15 protein-coding genes are annotated in these 15,815 nt (G+C 41.9%); 7 read left to right on the forward strand and 8 right to left on the reverse strand.

The window, feature by feature from the left end; translation table 11 throughout:
* The first annotated feature begins 9 nt into the window (after positions 1–9).
* The 4 genes from P7F88_RS04970 to P7F88_RS04985 all read left to right on the forward strand — a co-directional run bounded on the left by P7F88_RS04970 (position 10) and on the right by P7F88_RS04985 (position 2,573).
* A complete protein-coding gene (locus P7F88_RS04970) occupies positions 10–1,164 on the forward strand; it encodes a GGDEF domain-containing protein (protein WP_277822433.1) in 1,155 nt (384 codons plus the stop codon).
* 60 nt (positions 1,165–1,224) lie between these two features.
* On the forward strand, positions 1,225–1,671 hold the full coding sequence (locus P7F88_RS04975; protein WP_277822435.1) for a DUF1499 domain-containing protein: 447 nt from the start codon (positions 1,225–1,227) through the stop codon (positions 1,669–1,671).
* A gap of 141 nt (positions 1,672–1,812) precedes the next feature.
* Complete coding sequence (locus tag P7F88_RS04980; RefSeq protein ID WP_277822437.1) at positions 1,813–2,025, forward strand: cold-shock protein; 213 nt, start codon at positions 1,813–1,815, stop codon at positions 2,023–2,025.
* 110 nt (positions 2,026–2,135) lie between these two features.
* The gene (locus tag P7F88_RS04985) at positions 2,136–2,573 is read left to right on the forward strand and encodes a DUF3069 domain-containing protein (protein ID WP_277822439.1); all 438 of its coding nucleotides are present in this window, start codon (positions 2,136–2,138) and stop codon (positions 2,571–2,573) included.
* 54 nt (positions 2,574–2,627) lie between these two features.
* Here the strand turns inward: P7F88_RS04985 and modC are convergent, their stop codons facing one another.
* From modC to modA, 3 genes are read right to left on the reverse strand one after another with little or no spacing between them, the layout of a single operon-like run.
* Positions 2,628–3,740: a molybdenum ABC transporter ATP-binding protein ModC gene (gene modC / locus P7F88_RS04990; protein WP_277822441.1), complete on the reverse strand. Its 1,113-nt coding sequence runs from the start codon at positions 3,738–3,740 to the stop codon at positions 2,628–2,630.
* Positions 3,737–4,435, reverse strand: a complete 699-nt coding sequence (modB, locus tag P7F88_RS04995; RefSeq protein WP_277822443.1) for a molybdate ABC transporter permease subunit — start codon at positions 4,433–4,435, stop codon at positions 3,737–3,739. Before modB ends, modC begins: the two co-directional genes overlap by 4 nt.
* A 37-nt stretch (positions 4,436–4,472) precedes the next feature.
* Positions 4,473–5,237 (reverse strand): molybdate ABC transporter substrate-binding protein, encoded by a 765-nt coding sequence (gene modA, locus P7F88_RS05000; protein WP_277822445.1) that lies wholly within the window; start codon positions 5,235–5,237, stop codon positions 4,473–4,475.
* A gap of 170 nt (positions 5,238–5,407) precedes the next feature.
* Here modA and P7F88_RS05005 point away from each other — a divergent pair, with 170 nt between their 5' ends.
* Positions 5,408–5,944 (forward strand): hypothetical protein, encoded by a 537-nt coding sequence (locus tag P7F88_RS05005; RefSeq protein ID WP_277822447.1) that lies wholly within the window; start codon positions 5,408–5,410, stop codon positions 5,942–5,944.
* An 84-nt stretch (positions 5,945–6,028) separates the two neighbouring features.
* Here P7F88_RS05005 and P7F88_RS05010 read toward each other — a convergent pair whose 3' ends face one another.
* A complete protein-coding gene (locus P7F88_RS05010; protein ID WP_277822449.1) occupies positions 6,029–7,375 on the reverse strand; it encodes an MATE family efflux transporter in 1,347 nt (448 codons plus the stop codon).
* A 446-nt stretch (positions 7,376–7,821) separates the two neighbouring features.
* Between P7F88_RS05010 and P7F88_RS05015 the strand changes: the two genes are divergently transcribed.
* Together P7F88_RS05015 and P7F88_RS05020 are read left to right on the forward strand one after the other, a co-directional pair.
* Entirely contained in the window at positions 7,822–9,030 is a 1,209-nt protein-coding gene (locus tag P7F88_RS05015) for an integrase arm-type DNA-binding domain-containing protein (protein ID WP_277822451.1), read from the forward strand.
* A gap of 584 nt (positions 9,031–9,614) precedes the next feature.
* Positions 9,615–10,118: an EF-hand domain-containing protein gene (locus P7F88_RS05020; RefSeq protein ID WP_277822453.1), complete on the forward strand. Its 504-nt coding sequence runs from the start codon at positions 9,615–9,617 to the stop codon at positions 10,116–10,118.
* Between the two features lie 283 nt (positions 10,119–10,401).
* On the opposite strand, the gene P7F88_RS05025 is transcribed toward P7F88_RS05020, so the two are convergent.
* The 4 genes from P7F88_RS05025 to P7F88_RS05040 form a co-directional block, all read right to left on the reverse strand.
* Complete coding sequence (locus P7F88_RS05025; protein WP_277822455.1) at positions 10,402–11,346, reverse strand: DUF4382 domain-containing protein; 945 nt, start codon at positions 11,344–11,346, stop codon at positions 10,402–10,404.
* Positions 11,347–11,705: 359 nt separating this feature from the next.
* The gene (locus P7F88_RS05030; RefSeq protein ID WP_277822457.1) at positions 11,706–11,840 is read right to left on the reverse strand and encodes a membrane lipoprotein lipid attachment site-containing protein; all 135 of its coding nucleotides are present in this window, start codon (positions 11,838–11,840) and stop codon (positions 11,706–11,708) included.
* Between the two features lie 605 nt (positions 11,841–12,445).
* Positions 12,446–13,336 (reverse strand): LysR family transcriptional regulator, encoded by an 891-nt coding sequence (locus P7F88_RS05035; RefSeq protein WP_277822459.1) that lies wholly within the window; start codon positions 13,334–13,336, stop codon positions 12,446–12,448.
* A 138-nt stretch (positions 13,337–13,474) separates the two neighbouring features.
* On the reverse strand, positions 13,475–14,476 hold the full coding sequence (locus P7F88_RS05040) for an alpha/beta hydrolase (RefSeq protein ID WP_277822461.1): 1,002 nt from the start codon (positions 14,474–14,476) through the stop codon (positions 13,475–13,477).
* Positions 14,477–15,815 lie beyond the last annotated feature (1,339 nt).

A 15,815-nucleotide genomic window follows, 5' to 3' on the forward strand; every position in this document is an offset into this window, starting at 1 on the left:
CAATTCGCGATGCAGCCCATTTCAGGGACTATCGAAACAAATATCCACCTCGCCGCTAATTTGCCATACTTGCTCTTCCTTATTTGCATCTTATTGTGTCAGCTGTTTAATCAGGGGCGCATCGGTATGGTCACGTTTGCCATGTGTGTGACCTACTATGTCATTCAGGAACGTCTGCAGTCTCCTCTTTCCACTGGCACAACTAAATTGGAATATCTGCTCCTCGCTTTTATCTTCCCTGTCGCCTGTATTACTGCAAGTCTTTATAAAGAGTGTAAGCTTTTCACTACCAAAGGCTTAAGTTACCTCGTAATTTTGGCGATGCTAATTACCTGGGGCGTTATTACCGTTGTCCATGTACAGGAAACTGGCTTAAATGAGTTTTGGCAAAATGCGCTCTTTACCGTCCCTGAGCTATCAAAACTTCCGGTACTGATCTTTCTTTACAGCACGTTTGTCACTGGTTGGTACGGCATACGTGTTCTTAAGTTTAACAAATCAATTGATGCTGCTATCTATACCTGCCAGGTGTTGACGCTGTTAACTTTCGTCCTTTTTGACACCAATTACATCTCTGCGACGCTCTTCTCTTTAACCGGTGTGATGCTTATTGTCATTGTTATTACAACCAGCCATGAGCTCGCTTATGTTGATCAGTTAACCGGAATACCCGGTCGAAGAGCGCTTGAAACTGAAATGCGTCATCTTGGCCGTAAATACACCATCGCAATGCTGGATGTAGATCACTTTAAAAAGTTTAACGATACCTATGGTCACGATACTGGCGATGATGTACTTAAACTGGTTGCTAGCAAAATGATGAATACCCGTGGAAAAGCGAAAGTGTATCGATACGGTGGTGAAGAATTTACGGTGTTGTTCAAAGGAAAATATACCGATGATTCGCATCCGTTCCTTGAAGAACTAAGAGAAAACATCGCCGATTACCAAATGACGATCCGAAACATGAACAACCGCCCTAAGAACAACAAGGTCGGCTCTAAACAACGTAAAAAGCAAAGTGAAAATGATACCGTCAGCGTCACAATAAGCATCGGTATGGCAGACAGTTACGACACCAAAAATCCAGAGTCTGTGCTTAAAGCTGCAGATGAGGCGTTATACCGGGCCAAACAATCTGGACGAAATCGTGTTTCCGACTAGTTCTAATCCTGTTAATATTTTGTTCATTCAATAAAATAGAAATCAAAACAGGAACTCAACATGTTACTTAAACTAATTGCTGCGATTATTATTCTTGGTGGCGGCTTTATGGGATATAAAAATAACACTTTGCCAGATTATCTCGGCGTCGTAGATGGCAAGTTTTCACCCGTTCCATCATCCCCTAATGCCGTTTCTTCCCAATCGGATGACCCGGAAAAGCTTGTAGACCCTTTTCCTTTTACTGAGCTAGATAAAGCCAAGCAAGCTGTTTACAGTGTGCTCGAGAAGATGGGCGGAAATAACATAGTCACCGATGAAAACGTTTATATGCATATCGTTTTTACAACGCCAACCATGCAATACAAAGATGATGTTGAGCTCTATTTCGATACAACCAGTCAACGCATAGAATACCGTTCTCAATCACGTGTTGGATATAGCGATCGTGGGCTGAACAGAGAGCGTTACTACACTTTTTCTAAGCTATATTTTGCTTCGGAATAGGCTAATTTCATCGTTCAACAGGCATAGATCACATCCTTCAAAAATTCATCATACTTTAACTGGCGCACTAATAACCAATATTGTACGGTAACTTTGTTGATGTGCTTTTGCATCAATCAGTTATATGGATAGAGAACAGGTATGAGTGATAAAATCAATGGCACTGTAAAGTGGTTTAATCAAGATAAAGGGTTCGGCTTCATCACACCAGAAAACGGCGGCAAAGATGTGTTCGTACACTTTTCAGCAATCAATGGTACGGGTCGTCGTAACCTTCAGGATGGTCAACAGGTATCATTCGTGGTGACTAACGGCCAGAAAGGCCCTCAAGCAGAAGACGTCAGCGCCATCTGATCAGTAAAACCAGCTTTATCAAAGCCGTCACCCGTTGACGGCTTTTTAGTTTGTTGACATTTAAATTATTCAACTTAGCATGTGCGTTTTTACATTAAAGAGAATGTCCTATGTCAGAAGAGACAACACAAGAACCAATTAAGGTCGATTTATCTACAGTTTCGGCAGAGCTACGCAAAGTGATTGAATATGATGAAGTTCCTGAAGAAATGCATCATATGGTTGTATCAATTCACGAAGTCTCGGAAGACGCAGTGAGAGAAGCATGGGATCAGATGCCAGCTAGTGCGCAGAACATTCTGGACAACTTCGAGCAATTCCACGCTCTAATTACCGTGAGCCAGTCATTTGCCGGAGTTAACTTTATGGAAGAGTATCAAACGCTTAACCTTCCTAAAGAGATGAGTGATGAAGAACAAGAAGAGTATCGTGCGCAGCTGTTAGATCAAGTTCTGCATAACTGTGTAAAAGATATGGTCAAACAAGTGAAAAAAGCTCGTCGTGACCCTATCTTGAAAAAAGAGTTTATCGACGTGTTCGCTAAATAACTTACTAGCTGATAAAAAATGCCGCAAAAGTAATCTGCTTTGCGGCATTTTTTATTATTCGTGCACGGGTATAGGCGCCATATCTTTTTGCGTGACGCTCACGCCTTTTATCTGCAAATACACTTGTGTTCCTTTGTTCAACTTAAGCTCATCCATTGCCCATTGAGTAATCGTTGCCTCAAGACGGCAATTGCTTCCTAAATCCAGTTTTAAGGCAATACTTAGATTACCATGCTGATTTCGTACCTCTTCCGAGCTCAGCACTTTCGCAGGAATGATGTTTCGGATAGAAGTGTTTACGGGTTTCTCTGTCGTCACAGATACATCGTTAGAGCGAATCTGCAGTCGAATCTGGCTTCCTGGCTCTTCGTCTATCTTCTGAACCCAAAGGCGAGCCTGATCATTCAGCTTAACAAGCGTCAATGCATAATCGTTATGATGTTCAATAACAACACCCTCAAGTAAAGTGCTTCGTTCAGAGAATGATTGCCATGGCTTCATCGCTTCTGAACCCCATACCTCTTCCAATGGACCGCTAGCGATTACACTCCCCTGATCGATCAGCAAGATATGGTCAGCAAGACGCAAGATTTCGTTTAAACTGTGCGTGACGTAGAGAATCGGAATTTTCACTTCTTTAGCCAGTTTTTCCAGGAACGGCATTACTTCCTTTTTACGAGGAAGATCGAGAGACGCAAGAGGCTCATCCATCAAAAGTAACTGTGGACTGGATAGTAACGCCCTGGCAATAGCGACGCGTTGTTTTTCACCACCTGACAGATCTGAGGGGTAGCGCTTAAGAAGGTGTTCTAAACTCAATAATTGAATAATGTGCTCAAACGAGTGAACATCCAGCTCCCCTTTCACACCGTATAAAAGGTTTCCTTTAACTGAATAATGGGGAAATAACCGTGCGTCCTGAAAAACATAGCCGATATTACGTTTTTCGATAGGTACGTTGATCTTCTGCTGATCGTTGTAAAGGGTATGCTCCCCTACTTTTATTTGGCCCGAATCCGGTTGGAGCAAACCACTTATCACATTGATGATTGACGTTTTCCCTGAGCCTGAGCGACCAAAAATTGCCGTGATTCCTTTTGAGGGAAGCTCTGTTTCCACATCCAGCAAAATATTACCGAGTGTACGTTTCACCGATACTGAAATCACCTGGCTACACTCCCGTTCAACTGACGCTGTGCTTTTCGATTAAGCAACTCCGAGACAAATAAAGAAGTCAAAGCTACAACTATCGAGATAGCGCATAACCTGGCTGCTTCGAATTCAGCCCCCGGAGTCTCGATAAAACTAAACATAGCTAAAGGAATAGTCTGGGTTTCACCTGGGATGTTGGAAACAAACGTAATTGTGGCACCAAACTCCCCAAGACTTCTGGCAAAAGCAAGCATTGTTCCAGTTACAATGCCAGGCAGAATCAAGGGCAGTGTAATAGTAAAAAACACCTTTATAGGTGATGCTCCTAGTGTGCGTGCCGCATGTTCTAGGCGGGTATCTACCGACTCCAGACTGAGTCGTATAGCCCTTACCATTAAAGGAAGCGCGACTACCGCAGAGGCTAATGCAGCCCCTTTCCAACTGAAGCTAAAACTGATGCCAAACACATCATTCAAGAACTTTCCTACAACCCCTTGTCTACCCATCAGGATCAGTAACAGATAGCCAATAACAACAGGAGGTAAAACTAATGGCAGATGAATCAGGCTATCGAGAAGACTTTTACCGAGGAAGTTTTTACGAGCTAAAAGCCAGGCGAGCACTATCCCAATCGGGACAAGCCACAATACGGCAAAAAACGCTACTTTAATACTTAAAAGTAACGCCTCAGCTTCGAGTTCGGTCAACATTAAATGGTTCCCTACCAGTTTATTCAAAAACGTTGTGTCAGTTCGAGTTTATGGTTTGAAAACCATACTTATTCAACACTTGTTTCGCGTCGTTACGCATAAGGAATTTAAAGAACATTTGTGCATCTTCACTCTCATTGACCAACGCAGCTGGGTACACAATAGGATCATGGCTACTTTCTGGTAGCTCCGTGATTATTGTTACCGCGTCACTATACAGAGCGTCTGTTCGATATACGATCCCAATATCGGTCTCGCCTCTTTCAACTAGAGCCAATGCAAACCTAACATTGTTTGCGCTTGCTAAACGCGATTTTAACACCTCCCATACTCCGAGAGTTTGAAGTGATTGTTTTGCGTAGATGCCAGCCGGTACTGAGTCAGTTTGCCCGACAGCAATCCTGCTATTTTGAGTTAAGCTAACCCAGGATTGTTTGTTTGACGAATCAAAAGGCTCATCACTTAAATTAGCACCTGCAACAACCACTAGTCTGTTTCTGGCAATATCAGTCGCGTTTTCACTGGTTATAGTGCCCTTCTGGATCAGATACTCCATCCATTTTTTATTGGCGGAAATATATATGTCTGCAGGTGCTCCCTTGTCAATTTGTCTTGCTAAGGAAGCCGAACCACCAAACACAGTAACCACTTTTATCCCGGTTTGATCGTAAAACCGCTTACTTATGTCTTGAATCGCATTGGTCATAGAAGAAGCAGCGTAAACTTTTAAACTGTCTGCTGCTGAAGACGCGGAGAAAAAAACAACCAGGGCTATAAACAAACTACGAATCAACTTTAACATCCTGAGACTATCATTTTGGCCTGATACAATACCTTAATTTTACCGTATTCGTTGTGCTCTGCGTAAAGTTTTTATCACAACATACGATTAAGTCAGGTTAATGGCTCTTTTGTTGGCGTGCTAATTGCATTAACAGATTAAGATTTAAATTAACCTTTTTCGGAGTCTCCATGCAAGGAAAAGCTCGCTCACTAAGCCTGTTAATTTCAACGCTGTTGGTATCAGGTGCTGCTAACGCTAACAATTTCAGTTACAACAACTTTGACTTCAACATAGGTTCAAGCCCGACTTCTTTTGGGATGGGCTTCAGTACTCAGTTTACCGAAAACAGTCATTTTATCGTCAGTGGCGAAAGTCAGTTTGAAGGCGATTGGATTCTTACTGGTGGTGTTGGCTTTAATGGCCCAGTCAACCAATTTGCGGATATCTACGGACACCTGCTGCTTAACAATGTTAAAGAAGGCAGTGACGAACTTGTTGGTGAAGATTTTCTACCTGAATTTGGCCTTGGAGCAAGAGTATGGCTGTTGCAGAATGTTGAGGTATATGGCGATATTGGTCAATTAATTGACGGTGACGAAACCCATACATCTTATAATGCAGGTGCCCGATTCCATTCAACCCAACAACTGGTACTTGGCGCAGGGTTACGCAACAACGGTATCTATGGTGGCCAATTTATGATGAACGTACGGTTCCAATACTGATTTTCATTTCAAGGCTCTCGCTTAATTAGGACAGAGTTATCAGCTCTGTCCTAATTAAATTGTTGTAAAAGCTACTACTACTCTTTACGCATCCACCAGCTTAAACCTGGTCCAGATCTTTGAGCGCCATCTGACCGCCATGATTAGGCCACGTATCCATTCATCTAGCGCTACCGCTATCCACGCCCCTGCGACGCCATATCCAAGATGAATTCCCAGAACATAGGCCATAAAAACCCCAATGCCCCACATACTCAATATCCCCATCTGGACCGGAAATTTGACATCACCCGCTCCCTTCAATGCTGAAATGAAGATCAGGTTAAATACCCTTCCACCTTCAAGAAATATGGATGCTAATAACAGAGAAACGGTTAACACAAGCACTTCTGAATCATGAGTGAAAAGGCTCAATATTGGTTCTCTAAACAGGTAGATCATCGAAGCGACAGCAATGGATACAGCAAAACCGACATAAAAATATTTTTGCACTTTACTATGTATCGAATCTATCCATCCTTTTCCAACGTAATATCCAGTTTGGATCTGCGCTGCTTGCCCCAGGGCCACTGAGAACGCAAACGAAAATCGGGCAATATTTTGGGCATAAGTATACGCAGCCAGGGAAGCAGTACCCATCTGAACCACAAAATAGACGATAATGATCTGAGCCACGTTATAAAACAGAATTTCGCCAGCATTCATACTGCCAATTTTTAAGATCTTTGCGTATATATCGCGGCTAACCATTAAAAAAGCTCGGTATGGCAGTTTAATATCCGCTCGAACTAAGATAACCCATAGCACAATTGTTCCCAGTATCTGACTAAAGACAGTCGCAATAGCAACACCCTGGACGCCAAAAACAGGTAAACCGAATGGTTGGTAAAGGGCAATGTAATTACCGATAACATTAATAACACCAGTCGCTAAGTTCACCACCATGGGTGCCCGAGAATAACCGTGACTACGTAAAATCGTAGAAAAAACGATTCCTAAAGTAACGGTAAATGTAAATGCGCCAGCAATAGACAGGTAATCTCGTGCATACACTTCTACCTGATGCTCTAACCCATATAACGGTATAAAGTAGAAAGCGCCAAAAACAGCCAGCCCGCTCAAAAACAACCCTACAATGATTGAAAGAAATACACTAGCGACACCAACGTCTGCCGCTAGTTGTGATTTACCGGCGCCATTAAACTGAGTAATCAATATCGCGGTACCGCTACTGACCATGGAAGACACAATCATAAGGAAGAAGGTGAGCTGTGTAATAACCCCGACCGCGGACACCGCTTTGTCTGAATAGCTACTTAGCATGAATACGTCGCTTGTTCCCAAAACGGTTCGAAGTAGAACTTCAACCAGTATTGGCCAGCCGATCGCAATGATGGACATTCGTTGGTCCATACTTTTAATTTTTGTCATTATTTACCTATGAAACCGTTTAACAAAAGTCTGTTAAAGGCATGCATATATTATTAAATATTACGGAATATCATACGCCTATATTAGGGAAGCGTTCTACAAAGTTTCCGACATAAAACAATAAAAAAACGACACCCTGCCTATGGGCTACATACCATTGCCGGATGATGATAGAATCCCTCGCAAATTCGCTGCTTAGATTAATAACAGTAAGGCACATTTCGAATGATCAATAATTCAATTCAATGGTTTCCAGGTCTACTGAATTGAAATACAATAACGTCTAATTAAATGCATTTTATTCTTTATAAACATACATATAATCAAACATCCCTATTTAATAACGTCCTAAGTCGTTTCACTAAATCCATAATTTTTTGTACCCCATTTTGTACCCCATAAATATAACTGCTGTATAATAGAGGAACAACCATCAAGGAGTTCCCATGCCTAAGCCAACAATAAGATTGACCGACCGACAGATCAAAAACACTCCTGTTAAAGATAAAGAATATGTCCTTGCTGATGGAAATGGATTGAACATTCGTATCAGACCAAATGGTACTAAATCTTGGCAATTCCGATACTGCGACCCCATGACTGGCAAAGTTAAGAAAATTTCTCTTGGCTCATACCCTAAACTAACCCTCGCTAATGCGAGAAAAATCGCACAAGAACACCGCGACCAAGTAGCAAATGGAGTAAATCCAAAGCAACAACTAAAAGAAATAAAGCAAGAAGCAAAAAGAAGAGAATCCAGCATCTTCCTTTCTGTTGCTAAGCAATGGTTCGAAAGAAAAAAGAAAACCATCAGTGCAGCTCACGCGGAGAGGACATGGCGTACACTAGAAAAATATGCCCTACCTAAGCTTGGGAATGTCCCAATTGGGGAAATTACTCGCAGAGATACGATCTTAATTCTTCGACCTTTAGAAGTAGATCAAAAGCTCTCAACTATTAAACGTATTTGTCAGTCACTAAATCAGATTATGGAATATGGTGTCGATAGCGGAGTTATCAACGCAAATCCACTAACTCGAATGATCAATGCGTTTGAAAGACATGATGTCAAGCATATGGCTACAATACGCCCCGAATTGCTTGAGACATTTCTTTCTAGATTAGAAAGTAACAACAAAATTCAAGATAAAACTAAGTGTTTATTACTATGGCAACTACACACTATAGCAAGACCCAAGGAAGCAGCTAGAACACGTTGGAAAGACATTGATTTAGTATCTAAATGTTGGACTATTCCTGCAACTGAGATGAAACGCAGAAAAAAACATAGGATTCCTCTGACTGAGGAATGTATTGATATTCTGGATAAAATGAAGCCACAAAGTGAAGGAAGAGAATTTGTTTTTCCGGGAGAGCGAGATCCAAATAGTCATGTAAGTGTCTTTACCGCGAATGCTGCACTTAAGCGCAGCTTAGGCTTTCAAGGCAAGCTTGTTGCTCATGGACTACGAGCAATTGCTTCAACCGCACTACATGAAGAAGGTTTCGATACCCTTCATATTGAAGCATGCTTATCTCATTCAGACCAAAATGAAACACGCGCAAGTTACAACCGCTCAGATTTCTTTGAGCAAAGGAAACAAATTATGCAGTGGTGGAGCACATATATTGATAGTGCGAGTAAAAGAGATTGAGGGCGTAACCTACACCGAACTCAAGCACACTATCTAGATTGCGACAAACATATGTACAAACAAACCACAAACAAACCACAACTCCGCATAAGAAGCTTTTGGACAAAGACGAGTTTGGCTTTATGGAACGAATCTACCCGCCGGATAACTTTTAGTATCGCAAAACACATTTAGGCACCGCTTATCGCAGTGCCTGAGATGGAAGGAAATGGACAAATCCGCTCATCTTGATTTTTATACCTCTACCCGTTTCATGCAGTACTAATGATAGTCCATGCATTGTAACCATTTATCTCCGCAAGCTTTGAACACCAGCTAGCTCGCAATGATCGGAACCAATTCAAATTCATGATTGCCTTTATGCGAAGGAAATGATGACACGTGAAATCGTACACTACGTACAAAAAAATGTTCGACGATGAAATCTGAAGTGACTGACGCTGTAGTGGAGCAAGTAATCAATAAATCAGTTTTTTTGCTCTCTGTGTCAATATGATAGGCCAGAAAGAGCTGCTTCTGTTAGGTCATATTTTTAAACCGTATTAGTCTAAAATTATAAATGGTGTGCTGATATGGAGAAAAGTATGAACAAGTTTACTAATTTGCTGGTGGCGTTATTGACCACTGTCTCTTTCCTTGCTGTTTCGGCGGAGGAAGTAGAGGATGAGAATAATCGAACTAAAGTCGCCCCTATTGTTGAGGAAATGGACAGCGATGGTGATGGATTAGTGTCAAAGGAGGAGTTTAATCAGTTTCGTCTTGGGGGCTCAGGGACGGTTTCACAGCAAGAAGGCGAACAAGAGGGTGATGATGATGAAAGTCAGATCGGTTTAAGTGCATTCGCCTCATTCGATAAAAATAAAGATGGCTTCGTCAGCCAAGATGAACTCAATGCACACGCGAAATACTCTAATCCAGGCAATGGAACCGGAGAGCTAAAAGCTCAGAAACAACAGTTGCTTTCAACCAATCAAGCAAGTAGTCAATCCAAATCGAGTAAAAAAAGCGGTGGAAACAGCAATAAAGGTGGCGGGAATAGTAATCGAGGCGGCGGCAGTAACAAGGGTGGCAAAGGAAAAGATAAGTAAAAGAAAAGCCTCATAGAGTTGAGGCTTACTCATCGTAACCGTTCAGCCAGGCATCATGACTTACCAGGTTTCAGAACACAGAGATAGTTTATCGGGCAAAACTTTGGGATTGCGTACTCTGGGCTCTGGCACACTTCTAGACAGAAAGTATTTAGCGCTTCGGACGAAATTGACCCTTAAAATAACTTCTGCCAGCCCAAATAGCAAAACTGCATCACTTTATATGATGCAGTTCGTGAACGAAAATGGACATTTTCATTAGTGGTCTTATACAAAAAAGTACTCAATAAAAATTGTGTTGGTACTCTTGGATTGGCAAAGTCGTTATTTCCGCTGACTGCTCATTCGGATTAGCAATCTTAATCTGGTCGTATTGGATGGGGTCATCAACATAGGCGCTGCATGTAAAGGCAATGGTGTAGTTACCCGATGGAATAAAACCGAAATAATAGTCACCATTTTCCATGACCGAGACAGACGCATAAGGAACTACAAAACCCTCTGGTAGTTCTGAGTTATTAAGATAATCGTCATCAAGAGTATCAATATTATCAACTAACGCTGCTGCATTGTGGTCATGACCTTGGTATAGGTAAACAACATTACCACCATCATCACTACACGCTTCACCCTCACTAAATAAGGCAGGTTCGACATTGCCCCATATGGATGTAGCAGAGCCATTATCTACTATCTTCACACCCTGTGGCTTCAGGTTATAACCACTATTATTTGTGTTGTTACCACGTAAAACCAAGGACTGCCGTAGATCAAATTCAATAGTGAAAGATTGAACAGTTTCCTCGGTGACTTCGAAACTGCCAAGCTGAAGTTTATTGCTTGGTACTTTTAAATCATGTTGTCCATTAGCCATCACCCAATTTAGATCTGCGTTTGGTTTGATGTGAATGATTAAGTTCTTGTAATGGCCTTTGGCAATACGTTCGTCAGAAAGAATTAACTTTGAATTACTACCTTGATGTTCGAGTAAATCAATCTGCTGGTAGTCGCTGTGTTCATTGGTATCCACTACATTGAGGAAATAGCGATGGCCGTTTTCGTGGATTAGCTCTAAGGCATCAAAGGCGACAACAACTTCGGTGGTGTCTTCTACAGGAGCATCTGAAACACTGAAAGAAACTAAGGCGGTGTTGTCTGAACCATCACTGCTATTGCACCCTAAAAGGGTCATCAGAAAAGTACCAAGTGCCAGCCATTTCAATTTCATAGTTATTTACCAATCAGCATAAAATTGATCCGTAATATAGAGAGGTAATGTCAGCTCTAAATTAGCGAAATGTGTATTTCAGGAAAATAAACGAGGTGCAAATTCAACCAGTGAGAGAAAAAGTCTCAGAAAGTTCAAAATCAGTTAGATAAAGGCTCAGAAAAGGGGCAGGAAAAAATAGCTGAAAATAGCAAGAAACAGTGGAAATTTTGGGAGTAACGGCGTTTCTGCCGGAAAGATACAAAATACTTGTTATTTACTCTGTATCATTTGGGGTTTAGTTCGGCCACTGCCTGAACCGAACAGTGGTCGTATAAATAGTCGAATACTTAGAGGCTCATTCCATATGAACGCACTAGTTACTCAGTAGCTTCATGCACAGCTTCTTTTGTGTCATTCCAAATTTTTGATGAATCGTCTTTGACCCCATCCCAAGTATTAGAGCAACCGGCAAAAAACAACGTGGTAGTGATCAATAACAGGATTTTTTTCATCTATATAACCTCAGAAAACGCATTTAAGTAAAATGATATCAAAATTCGGTCTTGATTCCACGATCGCTGAATCGCGTTTCAAAAGAAAGCTTCAACACTATTTGTTGAGGTAAGTCTCAACTCTACAAAATGAGATTGATAGTTATATTTCCGAGTCGACAAACTCTACTATTTGGACATTTTTGAGCTTACGGCTTTGATAATGAAGGTGTATGCAGGCAACTTTTAGTACTGCTAATCACCGAACGAGACAACTTGATAAGGTGCCGTCAGTGAACGGAATTGGACATGAGCTTTCACGAACACCGTACGCTACCAGAAGTGATTTATGCAGAAAGTACGACTAAGAATTCAAAACTGACTTTACATTACTAAGCGATATGAAGACTAGCCTTAAACTTCTCGAACTCAATCAAGGCTGCCTCATTTTCGTATGCTGAATCGACCAACCTACTTCTGGTACGTATCAGTTGGACACCATAAAGTTAGTAGACTTTTATCTCTCAAATTCGTTGCTCTCTAGCATTAATTTCTCAGTATCCAATTTGCATTTAGAACTACGGATTGAAAAAGTTTAAGACTAGTGCATAAAACTGAATCCAGTATCAAAACAAATGTTTTTTTGCATAATCATTAATGACCTCCTTCAGCAATGTGATGATAGGGTTTCTCTCGCCTGATGGCGTATGAAAAGTACATATATTAACGTTGTAGTTGCTAACGAGCTCTTTTACCTCTATCCGTTGAATGTCAGACACAGCTTCATACTGCCTAGCTGTTTCTTCCGGTAACACTGCCCACCCCTGCCTTTTTAGTAGACAGATAAGGACATCATTGCTGCTAACCAAGTGATAATGCGGTGATACCTTACTGTTGGGTAGCTCTGCTAGATAGTGATTTTCAACAATATACTGTTTTTCTAATTGCAAATCGCTGAGCTGTACTTGAGTTTTATTGGCAAGAGGGCTTTGCGTTCCCACGTACACACCAAAGCGCATTGCGCCCAAATTGGTAAAAATCACAGGGCCTTCGGGCAATACGCGGTTGAGCACAGGCATCAAAGCAAGATGCGCCTTATTATTGCTCAGGTCGGTAATGGCTTCCTGGCGATTTCTCAGTAGCCAGTGAAACCGGACATGCGGGAAAACATCAGCAACTTTAGTTTCGACTTCTGCAATCAAACTCGTTGGGATCATTGCATCATAGTAAATATTTACGGACGATAACTCATCATCAAACGAGGTAGCGGCTTCGGCACTAAACTCTCTCAGTTGATGGTTTATAACCAGTGCCCTGGGATACAGCTTATGTGCGGTTTCTGTTGGGGTAGCGCTTTTACCAACAATATCAAATAACGGAACACCAATCGTATCTTCCATCGCTGCGATATGCTCACGTACTGTTGAACGATCGCGCCGTAGTTTTCTTGCCCCAGCACTATACGAACCGTTCTCGTAAACGGCGCAGAAACAGCAAACTTGGTCGTATGTGAACATAGTAACTTCCAGGGTTTCTTTCATCGATTAAGGCAACAAGCTATTTTGTTTAGAGCCTTATTGCCGTGAAATCTGTGAACTTTGGCTCAATTATAGCGTGAAAATGATAAAAGCCTCCTATTGGAGGCTAAAAGACAATCACTTGCGTTTAAGTACTTCATTGAGAAACTCGATCGAGCGTTGCTCAACTGACATTTGACTGCCGTCAGATCCTAGGCTAGTTACTCCCGACGGATAGAAATGGCCATGGCTCGGAATCCAGTTAAATGAGTAGTCAGCATTGAGCGAACTCAGCTTTTTGATAAATGGTTTTAGTTCCATATCTACAACTGGATAGTCATTTTGTGCGAGGAAAAATAGGCCTGGAGGCAGTTCACTCTCTTCATCAATTAGCTTATCCATATTAAATACCGACGGATAACCAGAGTTGGCAATTACTGCTGCAACGTCTTCTTGCATGCCATAGGCCACATTAATGGAGGTCACAGCACCTGCAGAAAACCCACCCAACGCAATAAGGTCAGGGTCGATATTGTACGTCGCGTTCTCTGCTTTTACATGATGTAGTGCTGTTCGGAGATCTTCAGCGGCGGCTACCACCGCATTTCTCATGATCTCCACCACATTGTCCTCCGTAAACAGCTCTAATCCCATTTGTGAGCGAATAACATTGCCCTGATGGATGGCCTCAGGTGTTTGGAAGAAGTCGAGTAACAGATCATTACTATAGTGTTCGTTCATATCGATAACAGGGTTGTCTGGGGCAACACGGTACTTGATAGTGAATACTACATAGCCTTCTTCAGCATAACGCATCGCATACTGACTCATGGTTGTCGTTTGTCCGCCAATTCCAACATAAGGAATACGCGGATTTCCGCGGTGAAAAGAACCACCGTGAGTTAGGATAATTGCAGGCAATGGTTCATCTGTCATTTCTACCGGAGAGTAGACATCCATAGTCAGGTCCATCATGGTATTTTCATTCTCAGCCATCACTGCACCTTGGCCATAAGTTACATCAGTAATGACGTCATACCGCACGACGTCGACAGTACCTTCAGTGTAATAAGAAGCCTGAGCAGTGACTGCATATACGGTACATCCGAGCATCAACGTTGCTATAAGTTTGTTTTTCATATCTTGTTTCCTGAATTTGGGGTTCTGTGTAGAGTTGGCAGTACACTCTGTCTCATCGATTCACTACAGAACTTGGTAATTGCGTCAAATATGCTCCCTACGGATTTAAATGCCTCATCAATGTCCCTTGATGAAATACCAGTATAGAGCGACCTTTTCCCCACAAAAAATCACATATGGGGGGAATTACCCCGATTAATTTAAAGGTAGCCTAGTAAAGCCTAAGACATGTAGACGCTCTTTATGGTGATTATGCGACTGAACCATAAAGAGAAAACATGATTAAAGGGAGTTGCGATACCGACGAGTTTAAACTAGAGGCGGGCAAACATGTCATACAACACGGCTACTCCTCATCAAGGATACCGCTCGAACAGGGATATCAAGAAAGATAGAGTATCGAAGCTTGTGATGATCCAGCTTATTTTAGACAACCTAAGCCCCTAATGCATAGGCTTCAGCAGGGGTTTTCATCTTAAGCGCCTGGTGTGGGTATCGACTTCCGCTTGACCAGAACACCTCACTCCATTGCGAGTGAGGATTTTGTTTTCACCTGACAAAAACTTCTTGTCTCGGGCAATGTATTGCCATCACTGAACATAGTGTGCATAAATTACGTACCGCTAGAGCTCAAAACAGAATGGCGAATATATAAGCATGGTGGCAGAAAATAGTCCAAAATCTTTCACGGAAGGCAACTTGTGTATCGGTGCAGTTCTTCTTTTTGCGGTACAAAAGTTATTCGAAGGGTAGATTGCAACCTATGTTCCCAAATCATTTGTATCCCTTTGCGATTTATCTCCTAAAGGAAGCTGCATAATTATGCGAGCATGGCTCAGGGTTAGAAATGTTAATGGGTAAACGTTTTTGGGAGATTCCGTTCACCACACAGCTAGTTGCAACCATGAGCAAAAGTACGGTGATTTCAGTGGCACGATTTGCCACTGAGTAATTGCGTTAACACCGAATGGGGCAAAACTTACTTAGAGTGGAAGCACTAAATTGCTAATGTCCCACTGTGTGCCAGAAAGCTTGGTAATTAAGGTACGACAGAATCGCTTGGTGATCACAAGCCTTAGAGCCATCGTTCTAAAACGCTTCTGAAAAAATATAGCGTTATGAGATCGTTCTCTGGGATAGATGCTTTTTTTAATTGGCATAAAGCCGGTTCTTAGTAGTAAATAGCAAAAAATGCCCGTGACGCTCTCCGGCATAATCACGGGCTTTAAGGCTATTTTCTGTTTCAGTTAAACCAGAGTCGCTCTTATAAACGCGCCAATTGGGGCAATTTCATCCAGTGTACTCATACTGAACCGCAGAGATTAGAACGGTTTGCGAT

The organism is Vibrio hannami, from assembly GCF_029589055.1.
In the GTDB taxonomy this organism is placed as follows: Bacteria; Pseudomonadota; Gammaproteobacteria; order Enterobacterales; family Vibrionaceae; genus Vibrio; species Vibrio hannami.

What these genes read in the sequence shown, in the direction of transcription:
- P7F88_RS05030 (WP_277822457.1), bottom strand. Translation starts at nt 11,840, where the DNA reads ATGAAAAAAATCCTGTTATTGATCACTACCACGTTGTTTTTTGCCGGT.
- P7F88_RS05010 (WP_277822449.1), bottom strand. Translation starts at nt 7,375, where the DNA reads ATGACAAAAATTAAAAGTATGGACCAACGAATGTCCATCATTGCGATC.
- modA (WP_277822445.1), bottom strand. Translation starts at nt 5,237, where the DNA reads ATGTTAAAGTTGATTCGTAGTTTGTTTATAGCCCTGGTTGTTTTTTTC.
- P7F88_RS04975 (WP_277822435.1), top strand. Translation starts at nt 1,225, where the DNA reads ATGTTACTTAAACTAATTGCTGCGATTATTATTCTTGGTGGCGGCTTT.
- P7F88_RS04970 (WP_277822433.1), top strand. Translation starts at nt 10, where the DNA reads ATGCAGCCCATTTCAGGGACTATCGAAACAAATATCCACCTCGCCGCT.
- modB (WP_277822443.1), bottom strand. Translation starts at nt 4,435, where the DNA reads ATGTTGACCGAACTCGAAGCTGAGGCGTTACTTTTAAGTATTAAAGTA.
- P7F88_RS04980 (WP_277822437.1), top strand. Translation starts at nt 1,813, where the DNA reads ATGAGTGATAAAATCAATGGCACTGTAAAGTGGTTTAATCAAGATAAA.
- P7F88_RS05025 (WP_277822455.1), bottom strand. Translation starts at nt 11,346, where the DNA reads ATGAAATTGAAATGGCTGGCACTTGGTACTTTTCTGATGACCCTTTTA.
- P7F88_RS04985 (WP_277822439.1), top strand. Translation starts at nt 2,136, where the DNA reads ATGTCAGAAGAGACAACACAAGAACCAATTAAGGTCGATTTATCTACA.
- P7F88_RS05020 (WP_277822453.1), top strand. Translation starts at nt 9,615, where the DNA reads ATGAACAAGTTTACTAATTTGCTGGTGGCGTTATTGACCACTGTCTCT.
- P7F88_RS05035 (WP_277822459.1), bottom strand. Translation starts at nt 13,336, where the DNA reads ATGTTCACATACGACCAAGTTTGCTGTTTCTGCGCCGTTTACGAGAAC.
- P7F88_RS05040 (WP_277822461.1), bottom strand. Translation starts at nt 14,476, where the DNA reads ATGAAAAACAAACTTATAGCAACGTTGATGCTCGGATGTACCGTATAT.
- P7F88_RS05015 (WP_277822451.1), top strand. Translation starts at nt 7,822, where the DNA reads ATGCCTAAGCCAACAATAAGATTGACCGACCGACAGATCAAAAACACT.
- P7F88_RS05005 (WP_277822447.1), top strand. Translation starts at nt 5,408, where the DNA reads ATGCAAGGAAAAGCTCGCTCACTAAGCCTGTTAATTTCAACGCTGTTG.